This window comes from Peribacillus sp. NPDC096447 (assembly GCF_044762725.1).
Lineage (GTDB): Bacteria > Bacillota > Bacilli > Bacillales > DSM-1321 > Peribacillus.
Map to the genome: position 1 here is coordinate 214,995 of NZ_JBIWEV010000002.1, position 13,606 is coordinate 228,600.

General features: G+C 41.0%; 19 protein-coding genes. 5 read left to right on the forward strand and 14 right to left on the reverse strand.

The annotated features are described in order from the left end of the window. Positions 1-32 precede the first annotated feature (32 nt). From ACIQZD_RS07875 to ACIQZD_RS07890, 4 genes are all read right to left on the reverse strand, one after another. Positions 33-653 (reverse strand): RsfA family transcriptional regulator, encoded by a 621-nt coding sequence (locus ACIQZD_RS07875; RefSeq protein ID WP_402900469.1) that lies wholly within the window; start codon positions 651-653, stop codon positions 33-35. A 79-nt stretch (positions 654-732) separates the two neighbouring features. Next, entirely contained in the window at positions 733-1,497 is a 765-nt protein-coding gene (locus ACIQZD_RS07880) for an enoyl-CoA hydratase/isomerase family protein (RefSeq protein WP_402900472.1), read from the reverse strand. 148 nt (positions 1,498-1,645) lie between these two features. Next, a complete protein-coding gene (gene rpmF / locus ACIQZD_RS07885) occupies positions 1,646-1,819 on the reverse strand; it encodes a 50S ribosomal protein L32 (protein WP_034313929.1) in 174 nt (57 codons plus the stop codon). Positions 1,820-1,884: 65 nt separating this feature from the next. Then, positions 1,885-2,406 carry a YceD family protein gene (locus ACIQZD_RS07890; RefSeq protein ID WP_098371093.1) on the reverse strand — a complete coding sequence of 174 codons (522 nt, stop codon included), beginning with the start codon at positions 2,404-2,406 and terminating at the stop codon, positions 1,885-1,887. Positions 2,407-2,625: 219 nt separating this feature from the next. Between ACIQZD_RS07890 and ACIQZD_RS07895 the strand changes: the two genes are divergently transcribed. Then, positions 2,626-3,831 carry a nucleotidyltransferase gene (locus tag ACIQZD_RS07895; RefSeq protein WP_402900476.1) on the forward strand — a complete coding sequence of 402 codons (1,206 nt, stop codon included), beginning with the start codon at positions 2,626-2,628 and terminating at the stop codon, positions 3,829-3,831. Positions 3,832-3,922: 91 nt separating this feature from the next. Here the strand turns inward: ACIQZD_RS07895 and ACIQZD_RS07900 are convergent, their stop codons facing one another. After that, positions 3,923-4,948, reverse strand: a complete 1,026-nt coding sequence (locus ACIQZD_RS07900) for a SepM family pheromone-processing serine protease (protein WP_402900479.1) — start codon at positions 4,946-4,948, stop codon at positions 3,923-3,925. Continuing rightward, positions 4,938-5,735, reverse strand: a complete 798-nt coding sequence (locus tag ACIQZD_RS07905) for a patatin-like phospholipase family protein (protein ID WP_137018809.1) — start codon at positions 5,733-5,735, stop codon at positions 4,938-4,940. Before ACIQZD_RS07905 ends, ACIQZD_RS07900 begins: the two co-directional genes overlap by 11 nt. 310 nt (positions 5,736-6,045) lie before the next feature. On the opposite strand from ACIQZD_RS07905, the gene ylbJ reads away from it, so the two are divergent. Next, positions 6,046-7,263 carry a sporulation integral membrane protein YlbJ gene (ylbJ, locus tag ACIQZD_RS07910; RefSeq protein ID WP_402900482.1) on the forward strand — a complete coding sequence of 406 codons (1,218 nt, stop codon included), beginning with the start codon at positions 6,046-6,048 and terminating at the stop codon, positions 7,261-7,263. A gap of 41 nt (positions 7,264-7,304) precedes the next feature. Here ylbJ and coaD read toward each other — a convergent pair whose 3' ends face one another. Both coaD and rsmD read right to left on the reverse strand, forming a co-directional pair. Further along, the gene (coaD, locus tag ACIQZD_RS07915; RefSeq protein ID WP_350301939.1) at positions 7,305-7,796 is read right to left on the reverse strand and encodes a pantetheine-phosphate adenylyltransferase; all 492 of its coding nucleotides are present in this window, start codon (positions 7,794-7,796) and stop codon (positions 7,305-7,307) included. After that, positions 7,797-8,372, reverse strand: coding sequence for a 16S rRNA (guanine(966)-N(2))-methyltransferase RsmD (gene rsmD, locus ACIQZD_RS07920; RefSeq protein WP_034313946.1), 576 nt, complete (start codon positions 8,370-8,372; stop codon positions 7,797-7,799). Positions 8,373-8,830: 458 nt separating this feature from the next. Here rsmD and ACIQZD_RS07925 point away from each other — a divergent pair, with 458 nt between their 5' ends. Continuing rightward, positions 8,831-9,220, forward strand: coding sequence for a DUF7147 family protein (locus tag ACIQZD_RS07925; protein WP_063231953.1), 390 nt, complete (start codon positions 8,831-8,833; stop codon positions 9,218-9,220). Positions 9,221-9,274: 54 nt separating this feature from the next. On the opposite strand, the gene ACIQZD_RS07930 is transcribed toward ACIQZD_RS07925, so the two are convergent. Further along, a complete protein-coding gene (locus tag ACIQZD_RS07930; RefSeq protein ID WP_048684554.1) occupies positions 9,275-9,550 on the reverse strand; it encodes a YlbG family protein in 276 nt (91 codons plus the stop codon). Between the two features lie 137 nt (positions 9,551-9,687). Here ACIQZD_RS07930 and ACIQZD_RS07935 point away from each other — a divergent pair, with 137 nt between their 5' ends. After that, positions 9,688-10,011, forward strand: a complete 324-nt coding sequence (locus tag ACIQZD_RS07935; protein ID WP_137018812.1) for a hypothetical protein — start codon at positions 9,688-9,690, stop codon at positions 10,009-10,011. A 182-nt stretch (positions 10,012-10,193) separates the two neighbouring features. Here ACIQZD_RS07935 and ACIQZD_RS07940 read toward each other — a convergent pair whose 3' ends face one another. From ACIQZD_RS07940 to ACIQZD_RS07955, 4 genes are read right to left on the reverse strand one after another with little or no spacing between them, the layout of a single operon-like run. Next, positions 10,194-10,643, reverse strand: coding sequence for a YlbF/YmcA family competence regulator (locus ACIQZD_RS07940; protein ID WP_063232132.1), 450 nt, complete (start codon positions 10,641-10,643; stop codon positions 10,194-10,196). A gap of 60 nt (positions 10,644-10,703) precedes the next feature. Next, complete coding sequence (locus tag ACIQZD_RS07945) at positions 10,704-11,129, reverse strand: hypothetical protein (RefSeq protein ID WP_402900488.1); 426 nt, start codon at positions 11,127-11,129, stop codon at positions 10,704-10,706. 60 nt (positions 11,130-11,189) lie between these two features. Further along, entirely contained in the window at positions 11,190-11,432 is a 243-nt protein-coding gene (locus ACIQZD_RS07950) for a YlbE-like family protein (RefSeq protein ID WP_101224562.1), read from the reverse strand. Positions 11,433-11,444: 12 nt separating this feature from the next. After that, positions 11,445-11,876: a YlbD family protein gene (locus tag ACIQZD_RS07955; protein WP_241594380.1), complete on the reverse strand. Its 432-nt coding sequence runs from the start codon at positions 11,874-11,876 to the stop codon at positions 11,445-11,447. Between the two features lie 120 nt (positions 11,877-11,996). On the opposite strand from ACIQZD_RS07955, the gene ACIQZD_RS07960 reads away from it, so the two are divergent. Beyond that, positions 11,997-12,215 (forward strand): hypothetical protein, encoded by a 219-nt coding sequence (locus tag ACIQZD_RS07960; protein ID WP_402900493.1) that lies wholly within the window; start codon positions 11,997-11,999, stop codon positions 12,213-12,215. A gap of 191 nt (positions 12,216-12,406) precedes the next feature. Here the strand turns inward: ACIQZD_RS07960 and ACIQZD_RS07965 are convergent, their stop codons facing one another. Beyond that, a complete protein-coding gene (locus ACIQZD_RS07965) occupies positions 12,407-13,441 on the reverse strand; it encodes a CAP domain-containing protein (protein ID WP_402900496.1) in 1,035 nt (344 codons plus the stop codon). Between the last annotated feature and the right edge of the window lie 165 nt (positions 13,442-13,606).

The window sequence follows — 13,606 nt, forward strand, 5'->3', positions numbered from 1 at the left end:
AAAATGCGGGCGGATTTTCCCACCCGCATTTTTCATTTATTGACCCTCTCCAAATTACCATTCTTATCCATTTGGAAACTTACCTTCGGATTCGTCTTTTCGTCCTCTTGCACACTAAGCTTTCTTGCACGCTCCATGATCTGCATTAACGCACGATAATCTTCCTCAACAGCTTTCAGGTTTTCTTTAAGCAAAGCATTCTCTTCCAGCAATCGGACATTTTCCTGTTCAAGAAATAGGGACCGCTCAGAAATCCGTTCTTTTTCCTTATTATCAAGCTGAAAGAATTCATCCATTTTGGTTAAATATAATATAACTTCCTGAAGGGTAATAGATTCTTTATCTTCATGCCGGGGGAGCTTTTCTTCAATCGTGACATTTTCCACCGCTGCAACCGAATCCCTTTCCATCTCAGGATTATTGACCACCTGTTCTTTCCTTTGTTTTTTCGCCAGCTCTATCCCTGATTTATATTGCTTCCTTACAAATGAATTCCAACGGAACCCACAAGCAGCAGATGTCCTCGATAGCTGTTTCCCCACTTCTTCAAACGCCTTTAATTGTGTACTGCCTTCTCGTATATGCCTTAGCACCACTTCAGCCAACAACAGATCCTCATCATGAGTCCATGCATCTTGTCTCGCAATCGTCATCTCTCTACCTCCTTAGCAAGTTTTAATTCATAATATGCACATGCTAGGAAAGATAGAAGATATATAGAGCGTGTAATATTTATTTTTTCTTATTTAAAAAACGATCGACTGCAGCATGATGCTCATCACTCGCCCACAGTTTAGAACATTCCCGGATTTCCGCATCCATTCTTCCTTTAAGCCCGCTACCCAGCCATTTATGGACCAGCAATCGCTTATAGGCCATCAATACCCCTGTCTCATGGCGAAGAAAATCTTCTGCGAACCTTTCCCATCCATCCGCACCTTCTCCAACTATCTCATCTACGAAACCCAATTCCTTTGCTTCCTCGGCTTTATGTATTTTTGCATCCAATAATAGCTTTAGCGCTTTTTGCACTGATATTTTTTCAAGTAAAAGTGAAGCTCCGCCCCAGCCTGTCGTTATTCCCAGAGTACCTTGTACAAACCCTAGCTTAACTTCCCTCTTTGCTAGTCTGAAATCACAAGCTGTCGCAATTTCGCATCCACCGCCGAAAGCACTTCCATTGATGAGCGCTATTGTTGGTTTTGGGAAAACTGCTAGTTTATATAGAATTTCACCCATTTTCGATAACATAGCAAAGGCCTCTTCTTCTGTACGCAAATCCTGAAATTCCCTTAGATCCCCGCCTGAACAGAATGCCTCAGAGCCCGCCCCTGTCAGGACCAGCAACTTAACTTCATCATCGCATGCAGCTTCTGACAATATCGACTCGAGTTCGTCCATCAATTGATAATTCACGGCATTCCTTTTCTCCGGTCTATTAAACAGGAGCTTCATGAAACCGCGTTCATCCTTTTCAACATTAATTACTTGATCCACGTTAACACCTTCTCCGAAACCATCGGCAAACATAGATGATTCAAAATATTCTGCCAAATATACTTGTAAAAAAAGCACAGAGAAAAATCCCTGCGCTTTGATTAGCGTGTTGCATCAAGAAAGCAAAGCTCTCAAGTAGGTCAAGAAATTATTTTGCGACAACTTCTTTTCCTTTATATGTTCCACATTCTTTACAAACGTGATGTGAAAGAGTCATTCCACCACAGCTCGGGCATTCTACCATACCAGGTACTTGAAGCTTGAAGTGTGTACGACGTTTTCTTTTTACAGTTTTCGACGTTCTTCTAAAAGGTACAGCCATTATTCCCACCTCCTTAAAAAATATAAAAAAGCTGGAAAAATCGGATTAACGATTTTTCGTTCCAATCAAGATTCTTTATTGTTGTCAAAAAAGTCGGCAAGCTTTGCAAATCTCGGATCAACCTTATGCTCATTTTCCTCTTCAGAAATAACAGCCCAGTCTTTCCCGGATTGAGGAGCAGCTTCATTCGAATCGACATCCTCACAAAAAACCTGCATCGGAATTTCTAGCAATAAATTTTCTTTAATTACCGGTATTAAGTCTACAACGTCACCTTCCACAACAGTGACATCGTCTCCGTAGAAATCGGCGCCATCTGCCTTTAAAAGAAAGGTTTCCTTTGTATCAATATCAATCGGATATTTAACGTCTACCAGTGTACGGGAGCAAGGTAATGTTAATTCACCTGAAAGATGCAAGTGAAAAGTAATCTCGGTCGAGCTGATATCAGCTCTTCCTGCTACTCTGATCGGAGAAACATCGCGAATTTGCGGGTCTCTTTCTCTAATGTCCAAGACATCCACCAGTTCATCAAACCGTAAATCTTTGTCCCGAATTTTTTGAAGTTGACTAATCGTCCATTTCAATTGAAATCACCTCAAGGCAACAAAAATAATTATAGCTTTCAATTATAAGTTTGTCAATATTTTTTCTTTACACTATAATGTAGTCATCCTAACTGATTGTCTAGGTTTAAGAATCATTACAAACAAAAAAATCCGGACGATTACTTATAGTAATTTTACTTGAAATACTATTTTAGCACTAAGTTGATAAAATACAAAGTTTTTCTCTGAGGTGAACGAATGAAAGCTTGCGGTTTAGTAGTCGAATATAACCCTTTTCATAATGGACATGTTTTACATGCAAGAGAAAGTAGAGAAAAAACAGGGGCAGATGTTGTGGTCGCTGTCATGAGCGGGCCCTTTTTACAGCGTGGCGAGCCCGCTATCGTCAGCAAGTGGACCCGTGCCGAAATGGCCTTGAATGGCGGCATAGATCTTGTCATTGAACTTCCCTATGCTTTCGCGACACAGAAGGCGGAGATATTTGCAAAAGGATCTATTTCCCTTTTGGAATCCCTTGGCTGTGACTCCTTTTGCTTCGGAAGCGAAGATGGCCGAATTGAACCATTCATCACCGCCCACAGAATTCTTTCGGATAATTCCGCTGCATTCGATGCTGCCATTAAATCGGCTATGGATGCCGGTAATAGTTATCCGGCCAGTGCTGCCCAGGCTTATCGGTCGATCATCAATGATGATGCGGCATTGGATTTGACGAAGCCAAATAATATTCTTGGAAAGGAATATGTAAGTGCTGCCCTATCAAATGGCTACTCCATTCGCCCTTATACGATTCAAAGGGTCGCTGCCGGCTACCATGAAACAAAGTTGTCCAAAGACCCTATTGCCAGCGCAACGGGGATACGTAAAGCCATCCATGAACACTGGGAATTAAATTCTGTTTCCAGTTATATTCCTCAACCGACAATGAATGGTCTTGAGCAATATTTAACGCACTACCATGCCTTGCATGACTGGGAAATGTATTGGCCCCTGTTGAAATACCGAATCCTTTCTTCCTCTTTAATCGAATTGGCAGGGATATACGAAATCGAGGAAGGCTTAGAACACCGAATAAAGGAGATTGCCAAACAATCTTCGAGCTTTTCTGGATTCATGGCAGATCTGAAGACAAAACGCTACACATGGACACGACTACAGCGGATGTGCGTCCACATATTGACCCATACATTAAAGGAACAGATGATTCACAATGATCAACCAGCCTACATCAGACTTCTTGGCATGAATGGCCGGGGACAAGAATATCTTCGCACTGTAAAAAAAGGCTTACCCCTCCCGCTCATCTCTAAACTTTCGTCCTATCAGAAGCAGGACATCGATACGGACTTGCGAGCGGCACAGGTGTACGCACTTGGCTTGTCCGAACCGTATCAGGCATCCTTGATGAAACGGGAATATGAATCTCCCATCATTTTCAAATGAAGAATGGTTTAAGCTTGGCCCGTCCATCTTTAAGAATAAAAATCCAATCATCAAAAAAGCGCAAACAGTAGATGACTGCCTGCGCTTTTTTTCATTTTTCCTTTCCTTTCAGCTTCGTTAAATAGGCTATTGCATCATCAAAGTTGTCAACCGGTACGATCTTCATGTCCGTGTCGATATCCTTTGCTGCAATGAGTGCATCTTCATAATTCGAACCTGCTGCTCCGTTTTCATTTGGGGCAAAGAATATTTCCGCCCCAGATTTATCGGCTGCAACTATTTTCTGTTGAATTCCGCCAATTGGACCGACTGACCCATCATCAGACATCGTTCCTGTACCCGCTATGTCATAGCCACTTGTAAGATCGCCTTTTGTTAATTGATTATAAATCTCCAACGAAAACATTAAACCAGCCGAAGGACCGCCTATTTGTTCTGAATCTATGGCAATCGCCGGTTTTGTGGTCACTTTTCGATTGTCATCCAGCGAAATGCCTATTCCGACCCTATTTGGGTCATTTTTAAAAGGCTGCAATGAAAGAACGGCCGTTTTCTCCGTCTCTTCCCGCTTATACACTATTTTTACTTCATCTCCAGCCTTTTTTCCGTTAATGTAGTCCATGAATTCCTGTGCAGACTTGAATTTAACGTCATCGACCTGAATGATTTGATCGCCCGCTTTCAGCTCTTTAGCTGCCGGCATTCCTTTTAGCACGTCCAAAACATATACACCCAGGTACTCGTAATCGACTTCTTTCCCTGCTTTTTCATATGCGATCTGAATGGCATTATTTTTAGAACCATCCATTAAGTGCAGCTGCCTGATATTATATTCTTCATCTGTTTCATCTTCGCTTCGAATGGAGGTTTCCGGATAAAGCTCCTGATATTTGCTCCATTTCGCCAGCATGTAGGAATATATATTCGCCCGGCCCATCCTTACAGTGGTTAACATAAAGCTTCCTTTTGCTTCATCTCCTCCGGATACCTCAATGATTGGCTCCAATTCTTTAGCCATTCCTGGTTTTGATACATAAAAAGGTAGGGAATAAAGGGCTGATGCTATGAGAAGTATAGCCACCACCAGGAAAGTGCGTACATATATTTTACGGCTCATCTTCAAAGGACTCCTTCCAAGTAACAATGCTCTGCTTAATTTGATCTATCTTTCCTCTTGCAGCTTCTTCTCCAATACTAATTATTTCCTGAACGTTTGTAAATGATTTAGAGCTGTATTTCTCAACCCTGGGGCGTATCATGACGTCTGAAGCAAACTCCCTGCTTTTAACCAGTTCCATTTGCAGGATATCGAGGCTTTGCATGATGACATCATAGATGGAGTTTATCTCCATATCCTGTTTCACGTGGGCTACATCCACACCAATTATGATGTCTGCTCCCATATCCTTCACGACTGAAACAGGAACCCTGTCAACAACGCCGCCATCAACAAGCAGTCTGTTTCCGATTTTTTCGGGAATGAAAATGCCGGGAATGGAAATGCTTGCCCTTACAGCCGGTGCGATGGGACCTTCCTGAAAGATGACTTTTTCCCCCGTTTTTATATCAGTGGCGACCACCGCCACAGGAATATCAAGTTCTTCAAATTTCTTGCCGTATGTAAATACCCTGATTAAATCCTTTGTCCGTTTACCTGAAATAAAGCCCATTTTAGGTATGGTGAAGTCTAAATAATACTTTCGCTTAAATGCACGTGACAACTTATATAGCCTCTCGATATCCGAACCCGCTCCATAAAAGGCTGCAACCATAGCTCCCATGCTGCTTCCTGCAATCATATCTATCGGAATGCCTTCTTGCTGTAATACCTTTATCACGCCAATATGTGCAAACCCCCTAGCTCCTCCTGACCCAAGTGCAAGCCCGACTTTTGGTTTCGACAAAGATATCCCTCCCGCTATAACTAGTTCAAAATATTGAAATAACACTCATTCAAAGTTATGGTCTTAAACGGATTTATAGAAGCATATTATTTATATTGACAGTGAAACAAGCATGGCACATATAAACTATGCCAGCCAATAAAGTGCAGGGTTTCATTGAAATTCCATCATGTGGATCATCCTCATCTATACATGTCGGAACAATCCACATTTCATCATGCGCTTACTTTTCGAGAAAAGGAAGTTGTATATTTTATTATATACGAAACGAACTGCCCTTATTTAGTAACCTTCAAGAGGAGGCTGAATTTTGCTAATATCAAAATCTAAAACAGTACTGTTAGCTACCTCCGTCACGATGATGGCAGTTGGCTTGATCATCTTCCCCCAAGAATCCTTTGAAGCTTCCAAAGGCGGACTCAATATTTGGTGGACAATTGTGTTCCCTTCGCTTCTACCTTTCTTGATTTTCTCGGAGTTATTAATCAGTTTTGGGGTTGTCAGGTTCATTGGCGTCATGCTCGAACCATTTATGCGCCCCTTATTCCGTGTACCAGGAGTGGGCGGTTTCGTTTGGGCGATGGGACTTGCATCAGGATTTCCAGCTGGAGCGAAATTCACTGTGAGGCTTCGTCAAGAAGAACAATTGACCCGCATTGAAGCTGAAAGACTCGTTTGTTTTACTAATTCATCTAATCCATTGTTTCTGTTCGTTGCCGTTGCCGTCGGGTTTTTCCACAATCCTCATTTAGGGATCATCCTTGCACTTTCCCACTACCTAGGAAATTTTTGTGTAGGCATCATCATGCGTTTTTACCGTTGGAAAGAAGAAAAATCCCATACTAAAGTAATGACCAAGCTCCCCTCCATAAGACAAGCTTTTAGCCAAATGCATCGAACCAGAATAAAAGAAACAAGACCATTTGGCAGTTTACTTGGAGATGCGGTACTCTCATCCATCCAAACCCTATTAATGATCGGGGGATTCATCATTCTCTTTTCAGTGGTGAACAAGCTTTTATTTCATATGAACATTACCGGATTGCTAGCATCGTGGGTCGGAGGAATTTTACATATTTTTAATTTCCCGGATTCCTTAAGCCTCCCCTTCATATCAGGCATGTTTGAAATGACTCTTGGTTCAAAATTAACCAGTACGGTCGAAGATGCGACACTCTTTCAGCAAACTGTGATGACAAGTTTCATCTTAGCTTTCAACGGTTTTAGCATTCAAGCGCAAGTTGCCAGCATCATTGCCGCAACAGACATTCGTTTCACTCCCTTTTTTCTGGCCAGGATAGCACATGGCCTTCTGGCATCCATTATTACCCTCTTGCTTTGGGAACCATTCTATAAAGGCAATATGTACAGCGGCAGCCCGTTAAACGCATTCCCAGTCAGCGGATCCGGTGAACACGTGAATTCCCTATATCAGAACATGCTTGATTTCGGCCCCATTCTAACACTCTTGTTTTTGATCCTATACATCATCATATTTACCAAAAGGCTATTCAAAGGCCTTTCTTAAACCGAAAAAAAGAGCATTGCGCGTAGGCAATGCTCTTTTTTCTATCCTTTCAGTTCCTTGTACTTTTTAGCCAGGGCTTTCTGGACGACGCTTGGCACTAGTTCGGAGATATCCCCGCCATACTTCGCTACCTCTTTCACGATACTTGAACTCAAGAAAGAATATTGATTTTTCGTCATGATAAAGAATGACTCTATTTTATTGTTTAGGAATCGGTTCATCGAAGTTCCCTGCATTTCATATTCAAAGTCGGAAGTCGCCCTCAATCCCCTGATAATGGCATTCGCGGAAACGCTTTCAGCATAGTCGACCGTCAATCCCTGATAGAAATCCACTTTAACATTCGGCATATGGGCAGTCGCCTCAGTAATCAATTCCAGTCTCTCCTCCACTGTAAAAAGTGAATTTTTCGCTGAATTGTTCACGATGACCACATATACCTCATCAAAAACATTCGCTCCCCTTTGAATGATATCAAGATGACCAAATGTTATTGGATCAAAACTCCCCGGACAAATCGCTATTTTGGACATTCATAGTTCCCCCTGTTCGTGTACGTTTCCCCATTGATAAATCGTAACGGCAATGACGCCATAAACTTCTTTTCTCTTAACGGTAAAGTCACCAACTTTTTCTGGCAATGTAACATCATGGCCATGCTCACAAACAATGTATCCCATATCGTTCAGCAATCGGTATTTATGTATTTCTTCAAGAATCTCGACTAGCTTTTGTTTCTTATAAGGTGGATCAAGAAAAATCAATTCAAAAGTCATTTCCCTTTTCACCAAAGCCTTCAGTGCACGCTCTGAATCATTCTTATAAACTTCTGCACGGTCTGAAAACTTGCATAGTTCCAAATTGGCCTTAACCGTTTGATTTGCTTTAAAATCCCGGTCGACAAATATGGCTTTATCCATGCCTCTGCTTAACGCTTCAATTCCCAGTCCACCGCTCCCGGCAAACAAGTCGAGGACCAGCCCTCCTTCGAAATAAGGACCAATCATATTGAAAATGGATTCCTTGACTTTATCAGTAGTCGGCCGGGTTCCTGTACCCGGTACAGCCTTAAGTGGTCTTCCTTTGCAAATTCCGGAAACGACCCTCATAATCCTCACCACATTTTATGACAAATTTCTGTTACTTTCCTATCCTAACATATTAGAAAAAGCTAGCCAATATTTAAACCCATTTGGCTTCATTTCCAAGATGAAAATCAACGCATCATTTCGGACCATGGATTCTTTTTATAAATCTTTTACATTTTGAATAATAAAGTGGTTTTTGGCAATAATGTGAATAACAACATTCCTTTTTAGGTGTTGTTGCCAACCGCGGAGAAGGCTTACGTTTCCCCATAAGCTCTTCCTCCGGTTTCTCCTCTCCCTTTGCCTTCTGGTCCTTAGTTAGACATAGAAGGACCCTGCATATTTTTGCAGGGCTTTTTTTATTGTTAAATCTCTGATTTCTAAGTGTCTTTGTCATGCTTCGTCAATGAAGTTGTCCTTCTCTTTTATGAGGGATAATGATAAAGTAATGAATAATAAGTTAGTTAGGAGAGGTTTAATTGATTCAACGTTTTATTGAAATTGGACAAGGATATTCCGATATATATGAGTTGCTGGAAGTAGGACGCAATCAGAAACATCGAGTTGCAAGGCTTTTGGCCATGCATACTACTATAAATGATAAAAAGGTAACGTCATTGGTGATCGTCATGCAGCCCACAGATCCCGGGAAATTCCAGCCGCTTTACATTTGCCGTGAAGGTATACCGAACCCTCATGCCACAAAAAACAAACGCTATGAGCTTTTTGAGAACTTGGCGGAGGAACTGGATAGACCGATTATTGAAATCGACGTGAAACCCTCGGTGCTCTTTGCAGAAATCGAGTTGTATTACCAACATTTAATCGGCATTTTGCGAATGAATAGGTATCTGCCCCCATTAGGTTGAGAGATGTTGATGCCAGAAATTGAAAAAAGCTGACTCCGCATGAGTCAGCTTTTTTCAAATTCCCATTTTATAATCATATTCCTTCGCTTTATCCGGTTTGGAGTTTTCGAACTCCACCTTCAAAAAAGGCTTGTAAGAAAGGTCCACTTTTTTAACGAACGAATAATTATTCAGCTTTTCCACTAGTGGTTCCACTTCATCCATATTCGTATAAAGCACCACATATTTCAACTTTTTTGAAACATAATGGATATTTCCAAATTTCCTAAGCATTTTGGCTTGTTTTAATGTATGTAAATAGACGATGATTCCCTGTCTCGCTCCAAGCATATCAATAACTCCCTTTTATAAAGGTTTTAACTAAGTGTAGCATAGCAGAATCTTTACTTTCAACCAAGAAAAAAGATTATAAACGAAATTCTCTCACTATTATGAATATATACACTGTGAAGGGAGCCTAACAAACGATGGATTTAAACCAAATTTGGCATCAATTTATTGATCATCTATTAGATAATGATGAGATTACCCAAGCTTCGATAAAAAAGTTCACAGGTATACCATTTTTATATATCCATTATCATCCGGCTCAAAATGATAATAGTAAGCTTTCTTTTTTAATAAAAAAAGCCGCAAGCCTTTCAATGCGTGGCAAGCAGCTTCATTGTGAAACCATTTTCGTACGGCAGGAAGAACATTTATATGTATTCCGGCATCGTTTTTATGTGCCGCAGCAAAAGATGTTTTGCTGCGGCAACCTATGTCCGGATTGTATTTTATATCGCAGTTAATCGCTTTGTCACGAATCCGGAATATAAATGATACAAGAAAATCTTTATATATGCATCGGTTCATTGACCAATGTCTCGACGAAGGTTCCTTACATGACGCAGCCACCGAACTCCGTAGTAATGTCGAATTTCGATGGCTGCATTTAATATACCGGCCTAATGTTCACAATCTGGCCATTACCTTAAGCAGAGCATCCGCAGCTTCCGCCGGTTCCGCAGCTTCCCGTTGAACATCCACCGGATGAAACAAAAAATGGATTCCCCGCTGGAGTTTTGACCTGTTCAGAAACCGCTCGGCCAATCCTTCCGCTTATTTCATCAAGAACGGATTGCAATTCGGTCTCAGCCCGCTTAAACTCAGCAACGGCAGGATGCATATCCATGTCTCGTTTAGCTTGCCTGGTTTCTAGATTGATGCGTTTATAATCCGGATGATATTTACCGAACCTTTGAACATCTTCAAATAGATCCTTTAGCGAAGTAAACTTGGAAATTTTCCGCTGGGCCTCTTTGTCGCTTTGTAATTTATATAAACTAAGGAGGTATTCTTCCCCTATTTCAGAATGAAGGATCATTTCAGCTAATCCATCAGCCTGTTGTAAAATGTCGATGATTTCCATAGTAGCAAGCATTAACAAGCTCACCTCCACAACCATTTTACCATTTCTCCCTTTTAGATGCTAATGGTTTGATTAAATCGAGGAAGTGATATGTACCTCAATCTCTTTTTGCAGCCCTGTTTTTTCACCTGAACCATTCAAAATCTCCAGCTTAATTTTATGCTTGCCATTCGGGACTTCCTTTAAGATAAATGCTGCCGTTTTCATATCGACTTTCTTTTGATTATCAATAAATACGGACACAGTTGCCAACTGTTCTGGATTTGATTCAGAAAAACCATAGTTTTTCAAGTAGCACTCTACATAGACAGAGTTGCCTTTTACAAAAGTTTTTACCCGAAAGTCCTCATCTGAATTTCGGATGCTCGATACAGTGGTGGCAGCTTTAAGTGTAGAAACACTCTGCATGGCTACTCCTGAATTTTCAGGTTCCGGTATTTTCTTCCCACAACCCGACGCTGCCATCAACACTGTTAGAGCCAATATCAACTTTCTCATTCCATCGTCCCCCTTTTGCCTTTATTGTTCGCCAAAAGGAGTAATTTACTCTTTTTTTCTTCATTCACCTGAAACATTCATCGCTTGAAACATATGAAGCATCATGGAGGCTACCTGAACGCTTTCCGAAAATTTAGAGACCCGATGCGGAATCGACTTTTCAAAATAATATTTCGCCTCGGTTTCAAACACATCCACTTCATGGGGATTACGCATTAACCTTCTGTACCATCCAGGCTGAACCCTCAAGTAATTTCGCATATCTTCGTTTGTTTGGATGAATTCATATATATTCTGACGCATGAAAAACCCTCCTTAATCTTTTGTGAATAAAAAAGGGTTAGCTCTCTGCTCTTTTTCTTTTGGGGGAGGACTTGTATCACCTGATTTATTCCCTTGGAAAGCAGATAGCACTCCTTGGATTGCACCGATGGCCTGATTGGCATTCGTAATATATTGTTGAATCTGCCCCATATCCATATTTTTAACTGCACTCATTAACGAACCGATCAACTCAGTGCTTTGGTCTCCCTTTTCAACCGGCGGTGATGGGGATTCTGTATTCACTTTGGACTCACCCACACTGCCGTCAGCCTGCCAGCGTGGATGATCATCTCCGAGTAAATACCACTCTTCAAAAAGTTCCTGCCATGTTGCTTGTTTGCTTCTCACTTCATTCACTAAATGAGGATGCTCCTTTACAAACTCCCGAAATCGATCCACGGAGGGCCGTTTTCTTTTTGCCATTACTCTCACCTCACACTTAGACATCGCCTATTGCACCATATGCTAAAGGTAAATAAAAAGTGCATCACATTCCATTTTAAATCCAATTGGATGTTCCAAAGAAAAAAAGGATGTATTTTCATGTCGCATGAATGTGATTCAATCAAAGACTTCCAGAACCCGGCTGAATCTGCAGATGTAACAGAGTTATCTGATTTATCGGGAATTATTTCAGGGTTAAAAGCCAAAGTAGAGCAAGGGAACCACTCTTATTTTTCAAGCCTGCTGCAATTAAATAAGGATGTAAGCAAACAGGGGACGACACTTACGATGATCATGCCTGACACACCTCTTGATTGAACATTACTCATGAAGGCATGATGGCTGCATTGATAGATTCGACCTTGCAAGCTCAACAGTTCCAAAAGGGTATGCTGCCGTTACTGCGGATATCCAAGTTCGTTCCGTAAAACGCTCCATTGGCCGAATACGTGCCATGCAAATTAATACGTAGGCAAATAAAAAAACGGACCCAAATCGGATCCGTTTTTTTATCTCTTTATGAAATTCTGAGTGTAATACTTTTTATATACCCCGACGCCCAGACCTGTAAATTCCTCGTTCAGCATCGCATCCCGATGACCTTTGCTATTTAGCCAACCTTCCATGACTGCAGCTGCGTCCACATAATTAGCCGCTATATTTTCACCTGCTGCCCTGAATTTTACATGACCTGCATCGAGACGCTTTTCCAGTTCCCCATTTGTTTCAGAAACATGGGTTCCTTCAGGTGCGTCCGTCATTTCCCGGCTATGAAGGTAGGCAACCCTTGCTGTTGGAGCATCCCATTCTAAAGGCTCCAAATCAAACCGGCTGCGCATTATATTCGTAATATCGAATATTTGCTGCTCATTGCCATCTTCAACTTTCGCCATGTCTTCCTCAGAAAGATCCTTAACTGTCACAAGCTCACCATGATAGGTCAACTCATACGGCTGTTGTTTCAATAGGGCCGAATCATTCAAAAATCGGATGCTTGAAACAGTCCCTGTGAATTTATCCAAATAAAGCTGAACATTAATATTCCCTAAATCAATCAACGGTCTCATGTTCATATCTTCCTCCGACAATTCAAAACGATAGGAACTGTCACCAACTTCAATATCAACAGTGGGTTCCACATATATGCTGGAATAGATGGCATCAATCGATTGTCCAATTTTAAAAGGAGCGACATTGACCTCATCACCGATTCCATAAGCAGATACCACTTTTTCATTTTCAACGGCTAATTGAAAATAATTATTATAGTTCTTTTTATAAACCCACCATTCATATCCATAGGCGGACATATCAATTCGATCTGGCTTACCGTATTCCTTTTCTATCTCTTTTGCATTTTTCCCGATTGTTACTGCCAGACCTTCTGTCACTTCAGTAACCCCTTCCTTTTCAGAGGAAGTGCTTTTTTCATTTATATGTTCATTGGGGTTAACACCTTTGTTACCATCAATAAGAGGGTTCCCATCATCTTCATCGCCGATATTAAGATAAATACCGATTACGAAAAAAATAACGATTAACACCAACACCTTACCTAAATTGCGCAGAGGAACACTCCCTCTCTCTATCTAATTTATGTATCCAATGCAAAAAACCTTTCTTTCCTGATTATATCACTGTTCAATCATAATTTTCTAATTTACGATAGACTGCCCCTTCATTAAATTTATTTTAAAAATGGAACTTTT

Bases quoted from the DNA above. Each gene is read 5' to 3' on its own strand.
- ACIQZD_RS07875 (WP_402900469.1), bottom strand. From the start codon at position 653: ATGACGATTGCGAGACAAGATGCATGGACTCATGATGAGGATCTGTTG.
- rpmF (WP_034313929.1), bottom strand. From the start codon at position 1,819: ATGGCTGTACCTTTTAGAAGAACGTCGAAAACTGTAAAAAGAAAACGT.
- ACIQZD_RS07895 (WP_402900476.1), top strand. From the start codon at position 2,626: ATGAAAGCTTGCGGTTTAGTAGTCGAATATAACCCTTTTCATAATGGA.
- ACIQZD_RS07900 (WP_402900479.1), bottom strand. From the start codon at position 4,948: ATGAGCCGTAAAATATATGTACGCACTTTCCTGGTGGTGGCTATACTT.
- coaD (WP_350301939.1), bottom strand. From the start codon at position 7,796: ATGTCCAAAATAGCGATTTGTCCGGGGAGTTTTGATCCAATAACATTT.
- rsmD (WP_034313946.1), bottom strand. From the start codon at position 8,372: ATGAGGGTCGTTTCCGGAATTTGCAAAGGAAGACCACTTAAGGCTGTA.
- ACIQZD_RS07930 (WP_048684554.1), bottom strand. From the start codon at position 9,550: ATGCTTGGAGCGAGACAGGGAATCATCGTCTATTTACATACATTAAAA.
- ACIQZD_RS07935 (WP_137018812.1), top strand. From the start codon at position 9,688: ATGGATTTAAACCAAATTTGGCATCAATTTATTGATCATCTATTAGAT.
- ACIQZD_RS07940 (WP_063232132.1), bottom strand. From the start codon at position 10,643: ATGCTTGCTACTATGGAAATCATCGACATTTTACAACAGGCTGATGGA.
- ACIQZD_RS07945 (WP_402900488.1), bottom strand. From the start codon at position 11,129: ATGAGAAAGTTGATATTGGCTCTAACAGTGTTGATGGCAGCGTCGGGT.
- ACIQZD_RS07950 (WP_101224562.1), bottom strand. From the start codon at position 11,432: ATGCGTCAGAATATATATGAATTCATCCAAACAAACGAAGATATGCGA.
- ACIQZD_RS07955 (WP_241594380.1), bottom strand. From the start codon at position 11,876: ATGGCAAAAAGAAAACGGCCCTCCGTGGATCGATTTCGGGAGTTTGTA.
- ACIQZD_RS07960 (WP_402900493.1), top strand. From the start codon at position 11,997: ATGTCGCATGAATGTGATTCAATCAAAGACTTCCAGAACCCGGCTGAA.